This window comes from Acinetobacter sp. LipI_15 (assembly GCF_058242865.1).
The window spans coordinates 690,439-710,340 of the sequence record NZ_JBZAYN010000001.1 but is presented as its reverse complement, the minus strand read 5'-3'; the positions used below and the strand labels follow the sequence as shown (position 1 = coordinate 710,340).

18 protein-coding genes are annotated in these 19,902 nt (G+C 41.2%); 7 read left to right on the top strand and 11 right to left on the bottom strand.

Annotated elements, in window-relative coordinates:
- Positions 1 to 18 precede the first annotated feature (18 nt).
- Positions 19 to 873, top strand: a complete 855-nt coding sequence (gene mutM / locus AC4CU0_RS03430) for a bifunctional DNA-formamidopyrimidine glycosylase/DNA-(apurinic or apyrimidinic site) lyase (RefSeq protein WP_490742468.1) — start codon at positions 19 to 21, stop codon at positions 871 to 873.
- Entirely contained in the window at positions 870 to 1,154 is a 285-nt protein-coding gene (locus AC4CU0_RS03425; RefSeq protein ID WP_086198859.1) for a peptidylprolyl isomerase, read from the top strand. Before mutM ends, AC4CU0_RS03425 begins: the two co-directional genes overlap by 4 nt.
- Before the next feature lie 83 nt (positions 1,155 to 1,237).
- On the opposite strand, the gene AC4CU0_RS03420 is transcribed toward AC4CU0_RS03425, so the two are convergent.
- Together AC4CU0_RS03420 and AC4CU0_RS03415 are read right to left on the bottom strand one after the other, a co-directional pair.
- Positions 1,238 to 1,579: a hypothetical protein gene (locus AC4CU0_RS03420; RefSeq protein WP_490742467.1), complete on the bottom strand. Its 342-nt coding sequence runs from the start codon at positions 1,577 to 1,579 to the stop codon at positions 1,238 to 1,240.
- A gap of 190 nt (positions 1,580 to 1,769) precedes the next feature.
- A complete protein-coding gene (locus AC4CU0_RS03415) occupies positions 1,770 to 2,069 on the bottom strand; it encodes a hypothetical protein (RefSeq protein WP_490742466.1) in 300 nt (99 codons plus the stop codon).
- Between the two features lie 112 nt (positions 2,070 to 2,181).
- Between AC4CU0_RS03415 and AC4CU0_RS03410 the strand changes: the two genes are divergently transcribed.
- Complete coding sequence (locus AC4CU0_RS03410) at positions 2,182 to 2,871, top strand: IS5 family transposase (protein WP_490742465.1); 690 nt, start codon at positions 2,182 to 2,184, stop codon at positions 2,869 to 2,871.
- Here the strand turns inward: AC4CU0_RS03410 and AC4CU0_RS03405 are convergent, their stop codons facing one another.
- From AC4CU0_RS03405 to typA, 4 genes are all read right to left on the bottom strand, one after another.
- Positions 2,872 to 3,357, bottom strand: a complete 486-nt coding sequence (locus AC4CU0_RS03405) for a transposase (RefSeq protein ID WP_227554803.1) — start codon at positions 3,355 to 3,357, stop codon at positions 2,872 to 2,874.
- 47 nt (positions 3,358 to 3,404) lie between these two features.
- Positions 3,405 to 3,710: an IS630 transposase-related protein gene (locus AC4CU0_RS03400; protein WP_087547287.1), complete on the bottom strand. Its 306-nt coding sequence runs from the start codon at positions 3,708 to 3,710 to the stop codon at positions 3,405 to 3,407.
- 174 nt (positions 3,711 to 3,884) lie between these two features.
- On the bottom strand, positions 3,885 to 4,316 hold the full coding sequence (gene mscL, locus AC4CU0_RS03395) for a large conductance mechanosensitive channel protein MscL (RefSeq protein ID WP_490742464.1): 432 nt from the start codon (positions 4,314 to 4,316) through the stop codon (positions 3,885 to 3,887).
- Positions 4,317 to 4,607: 291 nt separating this feature from the next.
- Positions 4,608 to 6,443 carry a translational GTPase TypA gene (gene typA, locus AC4CU0_RS03390; RefSeq protein WP_111884800.1) on the bottom strand — a complete coding sequence of 612 codons (1,836 nt, stop codon included), beginning with the start codon at positions 6,441 to 6,443 and terminating at the stop codon, positions 4,608 to 4,610.
- 173 nt (positions 6,444 to 6,616) lie between these two features.
- Here typA and AC4CU0_RS03385 point away from each other — a divergent pair, with 173 nt between their 5' ends.
- The 3 genes from AC4CU0_RS03385 (at position 6,617) to AC4CU0_RS03375 (ending at position 10,551) form a co-directional block, all read left to right on the top strand.
- Entirely contained in the window at positions 6,617 to 7,987 is a 1,371-nt protein-coding gene (locus AC4CU0_RS03385) for a uracil-xanthine permease family protein (protein ID WP_180009891.1), read from the top strand.
- A gap of 66 nt (positions 7,988 to 8,053) precedes the next feature.
- A complete protein-coding gene (locus AC4CU0_RS03380) occupies positions 8,054 to 9,088 on the top strand; it encodes a methyltransferase (RefSeq protein ID WP_078192341.1) in 1,035 nt (344 codons plus the stop codon).
- Positions 9,088 to 10,551 carry an amino acid permease gene (locus AC4CU0_RS03375; RefSeq protein ID WP_180009892.1) on the top strand — a complete coding sequence of 488 codons (1,464 nt, stop codon included), beginning with the start codon at positions 9,088 to 9,090 and terminating at the stop codon, positions 10,549 to 10,551. Before AC4CU0_RS03380 ends, AC4CU0_RS03375 begins: the two co-directional genes overlap by 1 nt.
- Before the next feature lie 243 nt (positions 10,552 to 10,794).
- Here the strand turns inward: AC4CU0_RS03375 and ligA are convergent, their stop codons facing one another.
- The 5 genes from ligA to AC4CU0_RS03350 all read right to left on the bottom strand — a co-directional run bounded on the left by ligA (position 10,795) and on the right by AC4CU0_RS03350 (position 19,096).
- Positions 10,795 to 12,828: an NAD-dependent DNA ligase LigA gene (gene ligA, locus AC4CU0_RS03370; protein ID WP_490742463.1), complete on the bottom strand. Its 2,034-nt coding sequence runs from the start codon at positions 12,826 to 12,828 to the stop codon at positions 10,795 to 10,797.
- 98 nt (positions 12,829 to 12,926) lie between these two features.
- A complete protein-coding gene (locus AC4CU0_RS03365) occupies positions 12,927 to 13,979 on the bottom strand; it encodes a cell division protein ZipA C-terminal FtsZ-binding domain-containing protein (protein WP_490742462.1) in 1,053 nt (350 codons plus the stop codon).
- 1 nt (position 13,980) lies between these two features.
- The gene (smc, locus tag AC4CU0_RS03360; RefSeq protein WP_490742461.1) at positions 13,981 to 17,430 is read right to left on the bottom strand and encodes a chromosome segregation protein SMC; all 3,450 of its coding nucleotides are present in this window, start codon (positions 17,428 to 17,430) and stop codon (positions 13,981 to 13,983) included.
- Between the two features lie 10 nt (positions 17,431 to 17,440).
- Positions 17,441 to 18,136, bottom strand: a complete 696-nt coding sequence (locus AC4CU0_RS03355; protein WP_078191157.1) for a GntR family transcriptional regulator — start codon at positions 18,134 to 18,136, stop codon at positions 17,441 to 17,443.
- Positions 18,137 to 18,283: 147 nt separating this feature from the next.
- Positions 18,284 to 19,096 (bottom strand): sulfite exporter TauE/SafE family protein, encoded by an 813-nt coding sequence (locus AC4CU0_RS03350; RefSeq protein WP_180008514.1) that lies wholly within the window; start codon positions 19,094 to 19,096, stop codon positions 18,284 to 18,286.
- Between the two features lie 29 nt (positions 19,097 to 19,125).
- Between AC4CU0_RS03350 and AC4CU0_RS03345 the strand changes: the two genes are divergently transcribed.
- Positions 19,126 to 19,881, top strand: coding sequence for a biotin--[acetyl-CoA-carboxylase] ligase (locus tag AC4CU0_RS03345; protein WP_490742460.1), 756 nt, complete (start codon positions 19,126 to 19,128; stop codon positions 19,879 to 19,881).
- The last annotated feature ends 21 nt before the right edge of the window (positions 19,882 to 19,902 follow it).

Below are 19,902 nucleotides of genomic sequence, written 5' to 3'. Positions count from 1 at the left end.
TCCATTGCTTCGACCTTTATGCCTGAATTACCAGAAGTAGAAACCACTAAAACCAGTTTATTGCCATTATTGAATGAAAAGGTTCTCAAAGTTGAGGTTTTTCAGTCGAGTCTGCGTTGGCCTATTCCTGACGACATTCAAAAACTCGTCGGACAAAAGCTGCTTCAGCTCAGCCGTCGATCAAAATATATTTTGGCTGAATTTGAACAGGACAGCATGCTGTGGCATTTGGGCATGTCTGGCAGTTTTCGGATTTGTGAAGGTCATGAAGCATTACGAAAGCATGACCATCTGGTGATTCATTTTGAAGATATGCAATTACGCTATCACGATCCACGCCGCTTTGGCTGTATTTTATGGTTAGATGCATCATCTCAAAGCAAACTGATTGACACGCTTGGCCCTGAACCGCTGAGTGATGCGTTTAATGCTGAATACTTATTCCAAAAATTTAAAAATAAGCAGACCGGTATCAAAGTATCGATCATGGACAATCATATCGTAGTCGGTGTCGGCAATATTTATGCAACGGAAAGCCTGTTTAACCTCGGCATACACCCTGCGCAGCCAGCATCGAGTTTGAGTTTTGAACAAGTTGAAAAAATGGTCATCGAAATCAAACGTATTTTAAAACAGGCAATTGATTTAGGCGGTTCGACTTTACGTGATTACACCAATGCGACGGGCGAAAATGGTTATTTCCAACAAACTCTGCTCGCCTACGGACGTGCCGGTGAAATGTGCATCAACTGTGAAACCATCTTGCAAAATATCAAACTAGGGCAACGTGCATCGGTGTTTTGCCCAGAGTGTCAGCCTTTAAAAAAGGTTAAAATGCTGACTGAGAAAACCGTGAAAGGAAATAACGCATGAAGTCTGCGATTGTTCGCCACATCTTAGTCAAAGATAAAGAACTATGTGAGCAACTAAAAAAGAAAATCAAAGGCGGTGCGGACTTTGCCAAAATTGCAAAGCAGCATTCGACATGCCCTTCGGGTAAAAAAGGCGGTGAGCTTGGCGACATTAAAAAAGGCCAACTGGTTGGTCCAATTGATAAGGCGGTATTTACCCTACCCGAACGTGAACTGCATGGCCCGATCAAAAGCCAGTTTGGCTGGCATTTGTTAGAAATTAAGTTTCGGATGGATTTTTAATAGTTATTTGATCGCATTCAAATTTTGAAGTTGTCAAAATATCCCCTTTTTGGGGAAAGGTAGTTCTCTCATTTACATTCGCTTTATAATATGAAAACCATGCTTTTGAAATAGGAGACTCTGGATTTTTTTAAATGTCCCACAGCACCTTTAGACCTCCCGAATAAAATACAAACAGGCTGATTTAGTGATAACTTGCTTATGTCATTAATTTTAAATTTTACAACTTGTACAGTATAAGCTTCAGAATCTGTTTGTTTTGCTATTTCCTTACTAACATCAAAAGCATATGCTATTTCTAAATGTAATGGTTTTTCTAATACATACTGTGCTAAATCATGTGGTAATTTTTTATAGTCTGGTGCAATTTCATCATCACCTTTATATGCACGAATTGAATTGATATTACAATCAATTCTCTTCAAAAATTCTGAAGGTCTACCTAGGGTTTTATTCCAAGAAATACTTGATGCACTATCTTTAAGATCATTAATTAAATAACTGTTGTTCTCATCTTTAACCCAAGTTAATTCGCGATGATCATAAATATTATTATCGTTGGGTCTTGATGATGTTTCTAATGCAATCTTATACCCATCTCTTTTATATAATCCATTAGCAAAAAAAAACTAATTTAACAGCATCAGAACGCCAATCTCTGTTAAAAATATAAATATTATAATGATTATTTTTAAGGCTTAAAATTTTGTATTTGTCTAAGTTCGATCGACTATAGTAAATACCATTTTCATTATCCGTGTTATTCAAGTTTTGGCAAATTTCTTGAACAGACTCTCTCATAGCTTCAGGAAAATAATTTATAAAATCTTTATTTTCAGAATTTTGTGCAGCAAAAGCATTTGTAACTATTACAATTGAGCAGCCTAACAATACAATATTTATAATTTTTTCCATATATATTTTCAAATTTTTATTTAATTCTAAGATTAGGATCTGTTGACATTTGTTGATTAAAAAAATAGCGAGATAGTAAAATTAAATCGCCAAACCCAATTTTACACTCGCTATGCCTCGAACAATGCTAAATGATCAACACTGGTCCAAGTTACTTGCTATTTTCCGTCACTTTAATATTTATCTCAAATTAAATTTACGGAATTTTATTGAAGCGATTTTATTTCGAATTAGAACAGGCTGTCCTTGGCGTGATTTACCTCAAGAGTTTGGTAAATCAAATTCTATTTTTAAGAAATATAATCGATGGTCTAAAAATAGTAAGTTTATGAATATTTTTAAATTATTCAGCCAGCATGCTGATAAAGAGTGGATTTTTATCGATGGGAGCCATGTACGAGCGCATCAACATTCAGCTGGTATTAAGAATCAAAGTATTTCCAAAAGTATTGGTGGTAATAGTTCAAAAATACATTTAGCAATCGATTCAAATGGTAATCCTATTGAATTTATTATTTCAGATGGAACTTCACATGATATTAAGGTTGCACCTGATCTTGTATCAAAATTAGATTTAACAGAGTCAGAAATGCTATGTGCAGATAAAGGCTATGATTCAGAAAGTTTCAGAAAGAAAATTAGAGAAAGTAATACGAAAGCAAACATTCCTCGAAGATCAAATGCCAAATCTAGCAATGATGATATGGACTGGTATATGTATAAAATCAGACATTTAGTTGAAAATGCATTTTGTAGATTAAAACAATTTAAAGGAATTGCCACAAGATACGATAAGCTATAGCTAAATACCAAATAAATCATTACAGTAATCTTTAAATAATTTATCAATATCTTTAACTCTAAACTTAGTTCGAATCGCCTTGACTCGTGACCACATATTTTCTATTGGATTTAAATCTGGACTATATTTAGGAAGCCACACAATGTAATGGCCTGCACAACGTATCAACTCCTGAAGTCTTTTCCCTTTGTGAAAGGTCGCATTGTCCATAATCAAAACACTGCTTTCTTTCAACTTAGGTAATAAATCCTGTTCAATCCAACATTCAAATACTTCTGTATTCACAGAACAATTAAACACACCAACTGTCAACAATCTATTTTCGATAATTGCACCGATCGCATTACTGCAATTCTTCAACTGCCAGTTAAATTCACCTTCAGCACGTGTTCCTTGAAGGCTATAACTATGAGTTCTGGTACTTTCACTTTGAAAACCACTTTCATCTATGTAAATCAGAGGCAATTTCCCTTCTAAACACTCTATGAGATTTTGAAATTGCTGACGTTGATTTTGATCTGCTTTAGGATGCTTTAACGTCTTTTTTTACGCGATATTCCTGCGGCATGTAATGCATTAAATACCGCATGAGTGCTTACTCCTAAACGTTCAGCTCGCTCATACTGATAATCATCAGGATATTGTTCAACATCCTTCAATATTTGCTCTCTGCTAATTTTAGCTGGACGGCCAGGAATAGGTTTGTTTGTAGTGGACTTTTTCCAGTTCTGAATCGTTTGTATACAGATGTTAAAATGCTGTGCTGCTTTTCGCACAGACATTTCATCTCGAATCATAATTTCTATGACTTTGTCTTTAAAATCTTTTGAATATCCCATATCTCTATTGTTCTATAGTTTTTAGGATTTGGCTATAAAACGTAACTATCAAAGCGCTGTTGCTTTAGCTTGTATATTTATATGGTTGCCTCTTTAGCTCAATTTATCGGCTGTAAATGTCAACACACCCTAATAAAAACGGCACTTCAAAGTGCCGTTTTAAATGCTAAAGGATTAACCTTTACGTTTTAATTCATCACGAATTTCACGAAGTAATTCGATATCTTCTGGAGTCGCCTCTGGAGCTGGCTCTTCAACTTTTTGACGGCGCAATTTGTTCATCAATTTCACTAACCAGAATACGACCCATGCCAAAAGCAAGAAGTTGATTAAGATAGTTAAGAAGTTACCGTAAGCCAAAACATTAAGGCCTGCATCCTGTGCTGCTTTTAGCGTGGTTAAATTGTTTGGGTTATCGCCCAATACTAAGAACCAATTTGAATAATCAACTTCACCACCAAGGATCCAAGAAATAAAAGGCATGATAATGTCTTTTACCATGGAATCGATGATTTTACCGAAAGCACCACCAATGATGACACCGACAGCCAAGTCCATCACGTTGCCTTTCACGGCAAATTCTTTAAATTCTTGAATAATACTCATGTGATCTCCAGAAATTTTTTTCAGCTTTAATTTTGTGACGAAGTATACATTATATCTGTATAACTATTTCCACCTAATTTACTTGGTTTTTATTGGATTCTAAATGCCATGTATAAAAATTCACACAAAACATTTTTCACTATAGTAATTCACTCTATTAAAAAGGATTTATCAAAATTTTGTATGTCGGATCAAATGAATAAAGTCATTCAATTTTTGCATTTTTATTCAAAACACCCATGCATAAAAAAACCGCTAACCTAAGTCAGCGGTTTTTTTGAAACTGTAAAATTAACCGTTACGGTTACGTTTACGTTCGTTTTCAGTCAACCAGCGTTTACGGATACGGATTGACTTAGGTGTTACTTCAACTAATTCGTCGTCTTCAATGAATTCAAGCGCTTGTTCAAGCGTAAATTCAATGTGCGGAACAAGAGTCAACGCATCATCAGTACCAGAAGCACGTACGTTAGTTAGCTGTTTCGCTTTAGTTGGGTTAACAGTCATGTCGTCTGAACGTGAGTTAATACCAACGATCATACCTTCATAAACTTCTAACTGAGGTTTAGCGAATAGACGGCCACGGTCTTGTAAGCTGAATAGTGCATAGCCCAAGCAAGTACCTTGAACCATAGAAATCAACACACCATTTTGACGTTTCGCAACAGTACCTTGTTTCATTGGACCGTAGTGCGAGAAGCTTGAAGTCATGATACCTGTACCTGAAGTCATTGTTAAGAATTCAGAACGGAAACCAATCAAACCACGTGAAGGAACAGTTGCTTCAATACGGATACGGCCTTTACCGTCAACTTCCATATTGGTCATTTCACCTTTACGGTGACCCATTTGTTCCATTACAGCGCCTTGGTGCTGCTCTTCAACGTCAAAAGTTACGTTTTCGTATGGCTCTTGTTTTTCACCATCAATTTCTTTGATGATTACTTGTGGACGTGATACGCCCATTTCGAAGCCTTCACGACGCATGTTTTCAATAAGAACTGAAAGGTGAAGCTCACCACGACCAGACACTTTGAAACGGTCAGGACTATCAGTATCTTCAACACGTAATGCTACGTTGTGAATCAATTCGCGATCTAGACGTTCACGGATATTACGTGAAGTTACGAATTTACCTTCTTTACCAGCAAACGGTGAGTTGTTTACTTGGAAAGTCATCGATACTGTAGGTTCGTCTACAGAAAGTGCAGGTAAAGCTTCAACTGCTTTTGGATCACAGATTGTGTCAGAGATATGAAGTTCATCAATACCCGTTACACAAACGATGTCACCAGCAGAAGCTGATTCAACATCGATACGCTCTAATCCATGGTAACCCATGATTTTTAAGATACGACCGTTACGTGTTTTACCGTCTTTGTCGATTACAGTTACAGGAGTGTTTAATTTCACTGAACCACGTTGAATACGACCAACACCGATAACACCTACGAAGCTGTTATAGTCAAGTGAAGACACTTGCATTTGGAATGGACCGTCAACGTCAACCGCTGGTGGTTCAACGATGTCTACAATTGTTTCGAACAATGGAGTCATGTCTTCAGCAAGTTCTTCTGGAGATGGACCAGCCACACCACGAAGACCTGAAGCATATACAACTGGGAAGTCTAACTGTTCGTCAGAACCACCAAGGTTGTCGAACAAATCAAATACTTGGTCAATTACCCAGTCTGGACGAGCGTTTGGCTTGTCGACTTTGTTAATAATTACGATTGGTTTCAAACCACGTGCGAACGCTTTTTGCGTTACAAAACGAGTTTGTGGCATTGGGCCTTCTTGAGAGTCAACAAGAAGAAGTACGCAGTCAACCATTGACATTACACGTTCTACTTCACCACCGAAGTCGGCGTGTCCCGGGGTATCCACAATATTGATACGGTATTCAGTGTTAGTACGCTTGTCTAACCATTTGATTGCAGTGTTTTTTGCAAGAATGGTAATACCACGTTCACTTTCAATAGCGCCAGAATCCATTACACGTTCGATCTCGCCTGCGCGATCGCCAAGAGCACCTGATTGCTGTAAAAGTTTGTCTACAAGAGTAGTTTTACCATGGTCGACGTGCGCGATGATGGCAATGTTACGGAGAGTTTTAATATCTGACATGTGAATTCGATACGCCTAAAGTTTGAGGGCAAATTATACAGAAAAAATATAGATTTTAGTAGTGACAGTTTATTGACAATCGCATTTTTTTTGACGACTGGCACGCTTTTGGTTTTGTAAAGCTGTGTAAACAGATTAGAATAGCGCCACCTAGCCTTAATTTTCAGTGCCGCATGTCTGATTTAAACCAATCTCCCGAAGCAAAAGATCAACTCGATTTAGTCTATGGATTGAATGATCGACCAAAACCTTTTATTGCTTTTCTCGCTGCGTTTCAACATTTATTGGCCATTATTGTCCCAATTGTGACGCCGGGTCTGCTGATCTGTTTGGCACTTGGTGTGTCAAAAGAAGACACCAATATGATTCTGTCGATGTCATTGGTGATCTCTGGTATCGCAACCTTTTTACAATGTAAAAAAGTCGGTCCATTTGGTGCAGGTCTCCTGATTGTACAAGGAACCAGCTTTAACTTTATTGGTCCTATTATCGGTATTGGTTCTGCAATGGTTGCGGCAGGTACACCTGTAGAAGCAGTTATGGCGGCAATTTTTGGTGTCGTGATCGCAGGTTCATTCATTGAAATGGGTGTGTCACGGATCTTACCGTGGGTGAAAAAACTGATTACCCCATTGGTAACAGGTATTGTGGTGCTATTGATTGGTCTGACTTTAATTAAAGAAGGCCTGATCAGCATGGGTGGTGGTTATCAAGCCATGGGCGATAAAACATTTGCCAATACAGACAACCTCATCATGTCATGTACCGTTTTGGCACTGATCATTTTATTGAACCGTGTGCGTATTACATGGGTAAAAAGTTCTGCCATCCTCATTGCCTTAGTCGTGGGTTACATCCTTGCAGGCTTTATGGGTCATTTAAACTTTGATGGTTTAAAAGATGCGCCACTGGTTCAAATTCCAACACCGATGCACTTTGGCTTAAGCTTCTCTTGGAGCTTGTTTATTCCAATGGCATTTATCTACCTTGTGACATCTTTGGAAGCGATTGGCGATATTACCGCGACTTCTAAGCTTTCAAATCAAGCTGTAGATGGCCCTGAATGGATGAAGCGTATTAAAGGTGGTGTATTGGTGAATGGTGCAAACTCATTCCTTGCCGGTATCTTTAACACATTCCCAAGTTCTGTATTTGCGCAAAACAACGGTGTTATTCAGTTAACAGGTGTTGCAAGCCGCTATGTAGGCATTTGGATTGCTGCCCTATTGGTTATTTTAGGCTTACTTCCTGCTGTAGCAGGTGTCATTCAGGCAGTTCCACAAGCCGTGCTTGGTGGTGCTGTAATGGTCATGTTCGGTGCCGTGGCTGCCTCGGGTATTAATATCTTGTCAGGCATTCATTTAGACCGCCGCGCACTATTAATCATTGCGATTTCATTGGCATTGGGTCTAGGTGTTGCACAAGTACCACAAATCCTTGAACATCTTCCTGAATTGTTCCGTAATATCTTCAGTTCAGGCGTTGCCACTGGTGGTATCGCTGCCCTTATTTTGAATATTGTTCTTCCTGAAGTGAAGAAGTAAGTTCATTTGTCAAAGAACACTGCCTAGGTTCCGCCCTAGGCAGTGTTTTTTATGATGGAGAAATCTATGGATCTCACAAGTGAAGTCGTTATACGACAGATCGATTTATTACAAGATCGCGTGCTTTTCGTAAATGCACCGACAGATGACTTACTCAGTCAATTGAATGACAATATTAAGCCATCGATTTGGTGCTGGAATTTTAATGATTTTCAGTACTTTCAAAATCAACAGTCAAACGTCCATTTTGGTGTCGATTTTCCTGAAGGTCAGTTTGATCAAGCGGTTATTTTTGTTCCGAAATCAAAAGAACTGCTGAATTATTTATTACACAATGTCGCAAGTCATCTTGCTCAAGGTGCGTCTATTTTCCTCGTGGGTGAGAAAAAAGGCGGTGTTGAACGCGCAGCAAAACAATTACAACCCTTTGGTAAAACCCTAAAAATTGATAGTGCGCGTCACTGTCAAATGTGGCAAACCCTATTGGAAAAAACTGTCACACTGAAGCCACTGCAAGATTGGGTGCAAAAATATCCAGTAGAGACCCCAAATGGTGAGCTTACGATTTGCGCACTGCCGGGTGTATTTAGCCAGAACCGTTTAGATGTGGGTACGGCTACATTATTGCCTTATTTGTCACAGGTGACTTCTGGCAAAATTGCAGATTTTGGCTGTGGTGCGGGTGTTATCAGTGCTTATTTAGCCAAACTGAATCCTAAAAATCGTATCTTTGCCATGGATGTAGATGCCTTTGCACTAGCGTCTACACAAATGACATTTGAACAAAATTTGCTTGAACCTGAACAACTTGAGATTAAAGCGGTCACAGGAATCGAGGATGCTCCATTATTTTTACATGCCATAGTCAGCAATCCACCCTTCCATCAAGGGATTCAAACCGACTACAATGCCAGTGAAAATCTATGCAAAACTTCGCGCAGACATTTGAAGTCTGGGGGTGAGCTTTGGATTGTTGCCAACCGATTCCTCAATTATCCGACTTTAATTGAGCAACATTACGGTCAATGTACAATCAAAGCCGACCAACAAGGATTTAAAGTCTTGTTTGCGAGCACGCAAAAAAATCTTAAGGAACAATGATGAGCGAAACTCAAAAACCAGCTCAGCTTCAGCGTAAGTTGGGTGCTCGCCATCTCAACATGATTGCAATTGGTGGATCAATTGGTACAGGTTTATTCCTTGCCTCAGGTGCAACCATTGCCAATGCAGGCCCGGGTGGCGCCCTGCTTGCATACTGCTTAATTGGTATCATGATTTACTTCTTGATGACCAGTCTAGGTGAGCTTGCAACACATAATCCAACTTCGGGTGCATTCTTTACCTACGGCACCAAATATGTCGAGGGTGGTTTCGGCTTCGCTTTGGGTTGGAACTATTGGTATAACTGGGCGATTACCGTGGCATTTGAATTGGTTGCAGTCCAATTCATTATGAAATTCTGGTTTCCAGATATTCCGGGCTTCTACTGGAGTGCGATTTTCCTCGCAATCGTCTTTGCCATTAATGCACTGACCGTAAAAGGCTTTGGTGAATCAGAATTCTTCTTCTCCCTAGTTAAAGTGCTCGCAATTGTTGCCTTTATCATTATCGGTTTGTTTATGATTGGCAAAATCATGCTGACACCGGGCGTAGAAACATTTGCCAACTGGAGCAAGGGTGAAGCCCCATTTGTCGGCGGTTTATCTGCCTTGATTGGTGTAGCCATGATTGCCGGTTTCTCTTTCCAAGGGACTGAAATGGTTGGTGTGGCTGCTGGTGAATCGAAAGATCCTGAAAAGACCATCCCTATTGCCATTAAGCAAATTTTCTGGCGTATCTTGTTGTTTTATATCGTGTGTATTTTCATTATCGGTACACTCATTGCCTATGATGACCCACGTTTATTACAAGCGGCATCTACTGAAAATATTGCACTATCACCATTTACCTTACTGTATGAAAAAGCAGGTTTTGCCTTTGCTGCATCAGTAATGAATGCAGTGATCTTAACCGCGATTTTATCAGCGGGTAACTCTGGTATGTACTCCTCTACCCGTATGCTCTTTGATATGGCACGTAAAGGCAGTGCGCCGAAAGTCTTTGGTCGCTTAGATTCACGTGGTGTACCAATGAATGCACTTTATGCAACAACAGCGATTGCGGCACTGTGCTTCTTAACCACCTTTATCGGTGAACAAGCGGTCTTTAACTGGTTACTGAACATGTCTGGTATGTGTGGCTTTATTGTGTGGCTCGGTATTGCAGTTTCACATTATCGCTTCCGTAAAGGCTACTTGGCTCAAGGCAATAAATTGGAAGATCTTGCTTACCGTGCAAAATTCTTCCCATTTGCACCTTGGTTTGCCTTTATTTTGTGTGCCATCGTGGTCCTTGGTCAGAACTATCAAGCCGTTTTAGATGGTGAGTGGTTAGCCGTTGTTTCTACCTATATTGGTATTTTCTTATTCCTTGCCATTTGGTTTGGTTATAAGTGGAAACACAAAACCAAGTTGGTTTCATATCAAGAAATGGATGTAAAACCAATGAAAGTTGATCAAGAATAATGTGATCACTGAATAAAAAAAAGCAGCTCCTAAGCTGCTTTTTTTTATGGCTAAAATTGTATCTCAATACATTCACGCTTTAACAAAATATTTCGTGAGTGATGTTGAGGAATGATGTCTGATCTATCATCAACAACTGATAGGCTGACGCAATCATGTTAAGCAGCAAAATAAAAACGCCCAATGCAATGCATCAGGCGTTTGTTCAAAAGTCACAACCTTTTCAGGTTTGATTTTCAATACTTAAGAAGCATTATGCTGTTGTACAAAGGCAATAAACTCGTCTTCGCTCATCACCGGAATACCCAGTTTTTCAGCCTTTTCTAATTTAGAACCTGCCTTTTCACCCGCAACCACACATTTGGTTTTACCCGAAACACTACCACTGACACGTGCGCCTAAGGCTTGAAGCATTTGCGTCGCTTCATCACGCCCCATGGTACTCAATGTTCCAGTAATCACCCAACTCTCGCCATTCAGCGGCTGACGACTTGGTGCAACAGGTGCATCCCAATGAATCCCAGCTGCCAACAAACGATCAACCACTTCGAGGTTATGCGGCGCTTGGAAAAAGTCGACAATCCATTCAGCGGTAATATCACCAACGTCTGGCGTTTTTTTCAAGGATTCGAGATCTGCATGGCGAATCGCATCAAAGGTTTGGAAGGTATTGGCGAGCATGCGTGCCGTGGTTTCACCCACGCCTCGAATGCCAAGTGCATAAATAAATGCGCCTAGTGTCGTTTTCTTACTATTTTCAATAGAATCGATGAGGTTTTGAACCGACTTTTCACCCATTTTTTCAATGGTCAGTAATTTTTCACGATGCTCAGGCAAGCTATAAATATCAGCAACATCTTTAAGCAGATCCAGATGTAAAAGAGATTCTGCCCAACGGTCGCCTAAGCCCTCAATGTCCATAGCTTTACGCGATACAAAGTGACGAATCGCCTCAATACGCTGTGCAGCACAGTACAAACCACCTGAACAACGTGCCAAGGCTTCACCTTCGGGCATCACCACAGGTGAAGAACAGACAGGACAACATTCGGGCAATTGAACTTCAACTGTTTCTACAGGTCGAAATTCAGGCCAAACTTTTTCCACTTTGGGAATCACATCACCACTACGGTAAACACTCACGGTATCGCCTACACGGACATCTAGGCGGTGAATTTCACCAATATTATGAAGAGTGACATTGGAAACCGTTACGCCACCGACTGCAACAGGATTTAAACGTGCGACTGGAGTTAAAGTGCCTGTACGCCCCACTTGCCAATCAATATTTTCAACCGTCGTGAGCGCTGCAACTGCAGGGAATTTATATGCCGTTGCCCAGCGCGGTTCACGACTTAAAAAGCCCAGTGTTTGCTGTTGCTTCAGGCTGTTTACCTTAATCACCATGCCATCAATTTCAACGCTCAGGCTTGGACGATCAATGATCATTTGCTCATATGCAGCTTGTACGTCCTGAATGCTGTCACATATAAAGTGACGTTCACCGACAGCAAAACCAAACTGTGTCAGCCACTCAAGACTTGCAGACATGGTGGTTTGCCCATGATGTGGTTCACACTGTGCAATGCCATAGGCATAAAAAGCCAAAGGACGCGAAGCCGCAATTGCAGGATCGAGTTGACGTAAGCTTCCTGCTGCTGCATTTCGTGGATTGGCAAAGGTTTTTTCACCTTTAGCTTCATTTTCAGCATTAAGCTTTTCAAAGCCTGATTTTGGCATCAGAACTTCACCACGGACTTCAAGCAGACTTGGAATTTCAGTCTGTGTAGAGGTCAGTACTTTAGGCAAATTACGAATGGTTTTTACATTTTGGGTAATGTCTTCCCCTGTTTCACCATCGCCCCGTGTCACACCACGGACTAAAATGCCATTTTCATACCAAAGAGAAATGGCCAGCCCATCAAATTTTAATTCGACATCATATTCAATTTTTTGATTCGGTAAGCGCTCTTCTGCACGACGGGCAAAGGCAAATAAATCTTCTGCATTAAACACATTACCTAATGACAACATAGGCACTGCATGGGTTACAGATTCAAACTTAGACAAGGCCTTTCCACCCACTTTTGTAGTTGGTGTATCAGATTGTACTAAATCAGGGTATTGCTCTTCTAAAGCTTTTAATTGGTGAAAAAGTTGATCATATTCACTGTCCTCAATTTCTGGCGTGTCCATGACATAGTAGGCATGGTTATGCTTCGCCAAGAGTTGAATCAGTTGTCGCATCTGTGCAACGACAGTGGATTGTTGTGTCATACATTCACCATAAAAAAGGGCGGTTCATGCTCCGCCCTCAAATTTCATTATCTGTTGCTATTATAGAAACCCACTCGGTGAGTTTCAATCAAAGACGCTTAGACTTCGATAGCTTGACCTTGACGATAATCAATGGCTTGATGACGCCAATGTTCACGCATCTGCGGTGTAAATTCTTGGTTATTTTGATCATACACAGTACCGTCAATTTCACGGGCAATTAGACGTGAAATGCTATCCATGGTATCAAAGGCATTTTGTACATCGCTGTGTGGCAGCGCTAAGAAGAAAGCCAAACCTTTTACTTCTTCAGTCGATAAAGTTTCAAGATCAAAACCTTGCGCAGCGCCATCATTATTCATTTGCAATACAGAGAATAATAACTTTGTACCTTCTTCATCATAGCGATGGAAACAAGCCATTTCGCCAAAGCGTAAACCGTATTTCAGTAACACTTTTAATGCTTTTTCACCCGACAAGGCACGGCTATCCGGGAACACATTTAAGGCGATATAGGTTTCCGCAGTCGCTAAAGCACTTTCTTCATCAACAATTTTTTGTTCATGTAAATGCGCATCCAAAATACTGCTTTCTTCATCAAAATCGCTGATTTCAGCTTTTTCAATTGCGCTATTTACACTAAATTCTGGCGCTTTTTCTACAGGAACAGCGTCTGCCTGAACGTTCGTCGCAGGAGTCGCGGCGTCATTGGCATCGGCGGCTACAGATGCAACCGTTGTAGATTCTGTTGCTTCGGTAGACAAAGTACTGTCTTCTGTTGCAGTTTGAGCGTTTTCAACTGAAACGGGATCCGTCGTTGTCGTCTCAGTCTTTGCCGTAGCCTCAACGCTCTGCTCTGCTTGTTCCGTTGCAGTTGCTTCTGGCGTTACATTCGCTTGAACAGTTTCAGTCGCTTCAACCGCTGTAACTTTTTTCTCAGCCAAAGTCGGCTCTACACGTGGCGTGGTTTCAGGTGTATTTAACTGATTTCGTACATGGCGCGGAATAACAGGTTGCTGACTATCAGGATTAATATGTAATTCGGTGTCAAGTGATGGCGCTGCATCCGCAGGTTTACGAAACATCATTCGAATGCCCACAACCATGATAATTACAGCGATTACAATCCCAGCTATAGTGGTGATTTCCATGTTATGCCTCCGCAGCTAAACCGTATTCTTTGGCCTGCTCAATATTCACAGTCACTAATTTTGAAGTTCCTGGTTCTGGCATGGTCACACCAAGTAAGTCAGTTGCCATTGTCATTGCCAGTTTATTGTGTGTAATGTAGATAAATTGCACTTGTTCTGAAAGCTCTTTTACAAGATTACAAAATCTTCCTACATTTGCATCGTCTAAAGGTGCATCGACTTCGTCTAAAACGCAAAATGGCGCAGGATTTAGGCGGAAAATCGCAAAAACCAAAGCCAATGCGGTCAATGCCTTTTCACCACCCGACAATAATGCCAAAGAGCTGTTTCGTTTACCCGGTGGTCGTGCCATCAGTTTTACACCCGATTGCCAACCATCTTCAAGGCTTAAGCTTGCTTCACCACCATTAAATACTTTCGGAAATAACGCTTGAAGTTCAGCATTAACCTTATCAAAAGTGGTCATAAACAGCTTCCGCGTTTCCTGATCAATGCTTTTCATCGCAGCTTGCAGTTGTTCAACGGTCTTTTGCAAGTCATCAATTTGGTGGCTTAAATCATCAAAGCGTTTAGAAACTTCAGTATATTCTTCTGCCGCAGCCAAGTTGACTGCACCCAATTTATCAAACTGCTGCTGTGCTTTTTCTAGTTTTTGCTGATGGGATACCACATCAATGCTTAAACCTGTCAGCATTTCGCTGTTCATTTCTTTTAGCTGTTCAGAATAATGCTGTAAATCAGACTGCGCGGATTGCCAAGCCAGACGCTTTTCTTCCAATTGCGTACGCAATTTTTCATCTTGCTGTTGATGTGAATGGCGTTGTTCCGTCAATGTCTGTTGTTTGCTCTGAACATTATTGAGTTCAAGCTGCCAGTCATTCCAGGTTTTTTGTAAACGTTCAGTGACTTGGGCCTGTTCAGAATACTGTGACTCAAGCGCAGGCAATTCTAACTGTACCGGATCGACAAATTTCTTTGCCTGCTCCATCTGTCCAATAATTTGCTGAGTTTGCGCTTTCAAAAAGACCGTGTCTTTTTCTAATAATTCAATCTGTTGTTTCGTCTGTACAGACTGACGACGCACGATTTCCAATTCTTGCTGACTGTGTAATGCCAATTGTTGAGCACTTTCCAGCGCTAGACTCAATTCCTCAACTTGGAATTGCAAGGTTTTATAATTGGGCAAGGCTTGCTCAAGCTTCATTGTCAGCGCATGCAGATCAATTTCCAAATCGTCTTTTTGCATGGCATCTTCTTCAAGCTGTGCTTCAAGTTGCTGCAATTGATCTTCTAACTGCTGCTTTTGTAAAGCAAAAGCCTGATTGGAACTTTGTACCTTCGCAATGGCAACATCAGTATTTTGAATGTCTTTTTGCCAAGTTTTTAATTGGCTGTGTTGCTGTTGCAGACTTTGCTGTAAAGCCTGTACGGCATTTTGCAACTCAGGCAATTGGCCTTCTAGTTGTGTCAGCTTTGGCTGCTGCGCTGCAAGTAATTCAGTCAATTCATCTAAGCGAATACGATGGCTCAATGCACCTTGGCCTGCTTGGCTGTCCTCGTCATAGTTCAGACCAATCACCCAATCCGCACCAACATGATAACCATCGAGCGTGAGTATTGACTGACCTGCGGCCAGTTTAGCCTGATGGCTCAATGCCACCGTCAATGTTTCAGCAATCGCGACCTGCTGCCAGATCGAAAGTTGTGGTGCTTCAATCCACCTCGCCAAAGCGTCTAATCCAACGATTTGTACTGCTGTGTGATGATTGCCTTTGACCTGACGTGCAATACCGTCTTGAAAATTATCACTGTGTCCCAAGACTTGGGCACTCAGCCATTTAGACAAAAATTTCTCGACCAGTTGTGCATGCTGTTTACCTTGTGTGCTCAACTGCAACTGCTGCATTAAATGTTGACGCTGGCTTTGCTGCTTTGGACTAGCTTTAATCATTAATTGATTTAGGTTTTTCTGCTCTGACAACAGCACCTGTATTTCTGACTTTAGCTGCAACACCGTATTTTTGTGCTGTGCCTGCTGTTCTTGTGCAGCTGCAAGCTGTGCTTGAGTTTCGGCAATCACCAGCTCTTGTTGTACAATTTGCTGTTCGAGCTGCTGCTTATCTTGCTGATACTGCTCCAACTCATCTTGCTGCGCCTGATGCTGAATTTGACCTCGTTGCTGTTGCAGAGTCTCACGTTGTTGCTCAATACGACCAATATTTTTGGTCAATTGTTCACTCTGCGCCAACATCTGTAGCTTTTGCTGTTGCTGCTTTTCGACTTGCCCACGGCATTGTTCAAATTGTTGAACTGCTTGTTGATGCTGAGCTTTCAAATCGGCCAATTGTTGAGTCTGATCTTGACTACTGCTTTCTTGACGCTGTAATTGTTCAACAAATCCATCTTGCTGTTCTTGCAGCGTTTCCAGTTGTAACTCCAATAACTGTAAACGTTCTTTGGTTTGAGCTTTTTGCTTTTCAAGCTCCACCAAACTTGCCGAATTTTGTGCAAATAAACCCTGTTTTTGCTCCAGTGTCATTTTCAACTCAGACAGTTTCTTTTCCGCCTGTTGCCATTCACTTTGTAAGGGGGTGGACTGCTGAATAAGCCGTTGAAATAAAGCATTAGTGGAAGATAAGTCATGCTCTAAAGTATTCAGCTCAGAACGAACCAATTTAAAGTTTTCACCTAAATCGTTCATTTGAACCGTATATTCTTGTTGTAAACGCGTGCTTTGTTCACATTGGAAAGACAACACTTCGATCTTAAAAGTACGAATTTGGGTTTCTAATTCTTTGTATTGCACCGCCGTTTCAGACTGGCGTTTTAAGGTTTTCAGCTGAGATTTCAGTTCTGATGCAATGTCTTCGAGACGTTCTAAGTTTTGAGTGGTGTGTTCTAGATGCTGTAAAGTTTCACGACGACGAGCTTGATAGCGAGAAACCCCAGCGGCTTCTTCAATATACACACGCATTTCTTCAGGTTTGGCATCGACCAAACGGTTGATCATGCCCTGTTCAATAATCGCATACGAACGTGGACCTAAACCGGTACCTAAGAAAATATCGGTAATATCACGACGGCGGCATTTGGTGCCATTGAGGAAATATTCGGATTTACCATCACGATTGACCTGACGACGAACTGCTAGTTCAGTATAGGCATTATAAGCACCACCTAACTTGCCATAGGTGTTATCAAAACGCAGTTCAACACTCGCCATCCCGACTGGTTTACGCTTTGCCGTTCCGGTAAAAATAACATCTTGCATGGTACCACCACGCAATTGACGGGCACTGGATTCACCCATAACCCAACGAATGGCATCAATCACATTGGATTTACCACAGCCGTTCGGTCCAACAACCGCACTACGGTTGCCTTCAAATTTTAGAGTTGTGCTATCGGCAAAAGATTTGAAGCCGGAAAGTTTTAAGCTGCTTAAACGCATAATGTCCTGATCAGCGGCGTGAACGTCTCGCCCACGCTAATTCGATTTGTTTCATCCGTGTTAGTGATTCCAACACAAGGTTGCGTAAGTGTCGACAAAAATCTTCCATAAATAAAGTGGCTTGATGTGATTTTCTGATTAAAACTGCATCAGTCACTAATTTAAACAAATCAAAAGATTCTTGTAGTTCACGTCGTGAAATATTCAGTGTCAGAAAATAACTGCGTCTGAGTGATGGCAACAATTCTTGGTAATAACGCATCAGGTAGGTATTTCCCACCATTTCATGCTGACGAGCCATGCCCTGAAAAATCAGATCATAAAACTTTTCAGTATTGCCTTGGCGAGTTTCCACGTCTAATTGTTCAAGTAATAACTGAATACGCTCAGCTTCATGGCTGCGCCACGTTTCCGCCATACGATGCACAATTTGACCCAACAATAATGCTGCAATATCAAATAATGAGCGCACTTGTAAAGCCGACATTTCAGAGACTAAGGCGCCACGGCGTGGGTAGATTTCAATGAGCTGGGTCCGTTCTAAAATCAATAAAGCTTCACGAACAGAGCCACGGCTCACATCCAATTCGGCCGCAATTCTGAGTTCCTGAATACGCTCGCCTTCGACCAACTCACCGCGAATGATTTGTTCACCGATGTGTTTGGCAATTTGTTCTGACAAACTGTCCGCTTCTTGTTGTTGCATACTGTTCCTATCTTTTTTTTATAAGATGCAATGTTCAGATTTACACTCAATCTATTTGCATTAGAAACGATAAGCAACCTAATTGAACATGACATTGTCTGACAATCTTGTGTCAACAAAGCCAATTTTGTCAGTCAAAACGGATAATCAAGCGCCAAAGGCTTGCACACCTTGATAAATAAAATAGCAACCAACTGTTGTTAATAAACATGCAAAACAACGCTTTAGCATAAATGGCGACAACATATGAGCCACTTTCGCACCTAATTTCGCAGTGATGAAGCTCATTACACTAATCCCGATAAATGCATAAATATGGATATAACCAATGGTATTGGGAACCACGATATCGGCTTGATGACCAAACCACATAAAGCCAAGGGCCCCTGCAATCGCAATCGGTAAACCACATGCAGCAGAGGTTGCAACTGCTTTTTGCATAATGACGCCGTTTTTATTCAAATACGGGACGGTTAAGCTACCACCACCAATACCGAAGATCGCAGAAGCAATCCCAATGCCGCCGCCTGCTGCCATTTGCATGGCTTGTGAGGGTAAATGTTTATTCGGATCGACAGGTGTTGCTGCACCTCGAAACATTTTAAAGGCTACCCAGACCGCAAAAAAGCCGATTAACAGTTGCAAACCCTGCCCTGAGAGATAATCAGCAATGCCTGCACCGAGAAATGAACCGATCACCAAACCTGGTGCCAAATTCCGAAAGACATTCCACAGCACTGCACCTTTTTTATGATGCGCCGAAACCGAACTGAGTGAGGTCACAATAATCGTGGCCAAAGAGGTGCCCACCGCCATGTGCATAATCACACTGGGATCATACTGAAGTTGGGTAAAAACGATGAATAAAATCGGCACAATAATCAGACCACCGCCCACACCAAATAGCCCCGCAGCAAAACCAGCGATTGCACCAATCAGTAAATATATGATTAACTCCATCAATATTATTCCACAACTCTCAGATTCAAATGGATTTAGAGACCAGACACTTACAGCAATTGCTGAGCACAGCACCTCAACCGCCTGAAGTTTTATTACTGAAGCCCATAACAACATCGACCAATGACGATGTCCGTGAGATTGCCAAAAAAGGCATTCAACATGTTTTGGTATGCAGTGAAGAGCAAACTCAGGGGCGTGGGCAACGCGATCATCAATGGGTCTCACCCGTTGGTAATATCTATTTAAGCACATTGCTGAATTTACAAACAGCGATAGATGGACGGCTTGCACTCGAAATTGCCTTAAATATCTTGCAAATGCCAAGTTTGCAAAATCTCGCATTACAAGTGAAATGGCCCAATGACCTATATAGCCCACAAGGCAAATGGGGCGGGATTTTGATTGAACCAATTTCGCCACATCAAGCGATTGTCGGCGTGGGCATGAACTTATTTCCGATTCCATCCACAGGAATTGAGCAACGCGCAACGTCGTTATATGAACTCGGACTTCACTCGCCAAACCGTTTACAGTTAATCGCTGAACTCTATGCCGCGATTCAACTTGCAGGTGAATGGTTCGATCATAACTGCTATAACCTCGCTGAACGATTCAACCATTACGCTGCATTTATGCAACAGCCCGTTGAGCTTGAACATCTGCGAGGCAAAAGCCAAGGCCGCTTTCTCGGTATTGAAAATGATGGTTCGATCAACATCCAAACTTCGCAGCGCTTAGAAAATCATTTCCAAGGTCGCTTACGTTTAGCAGATCAATCATAAACAGGATTGCAAAGGCCTACT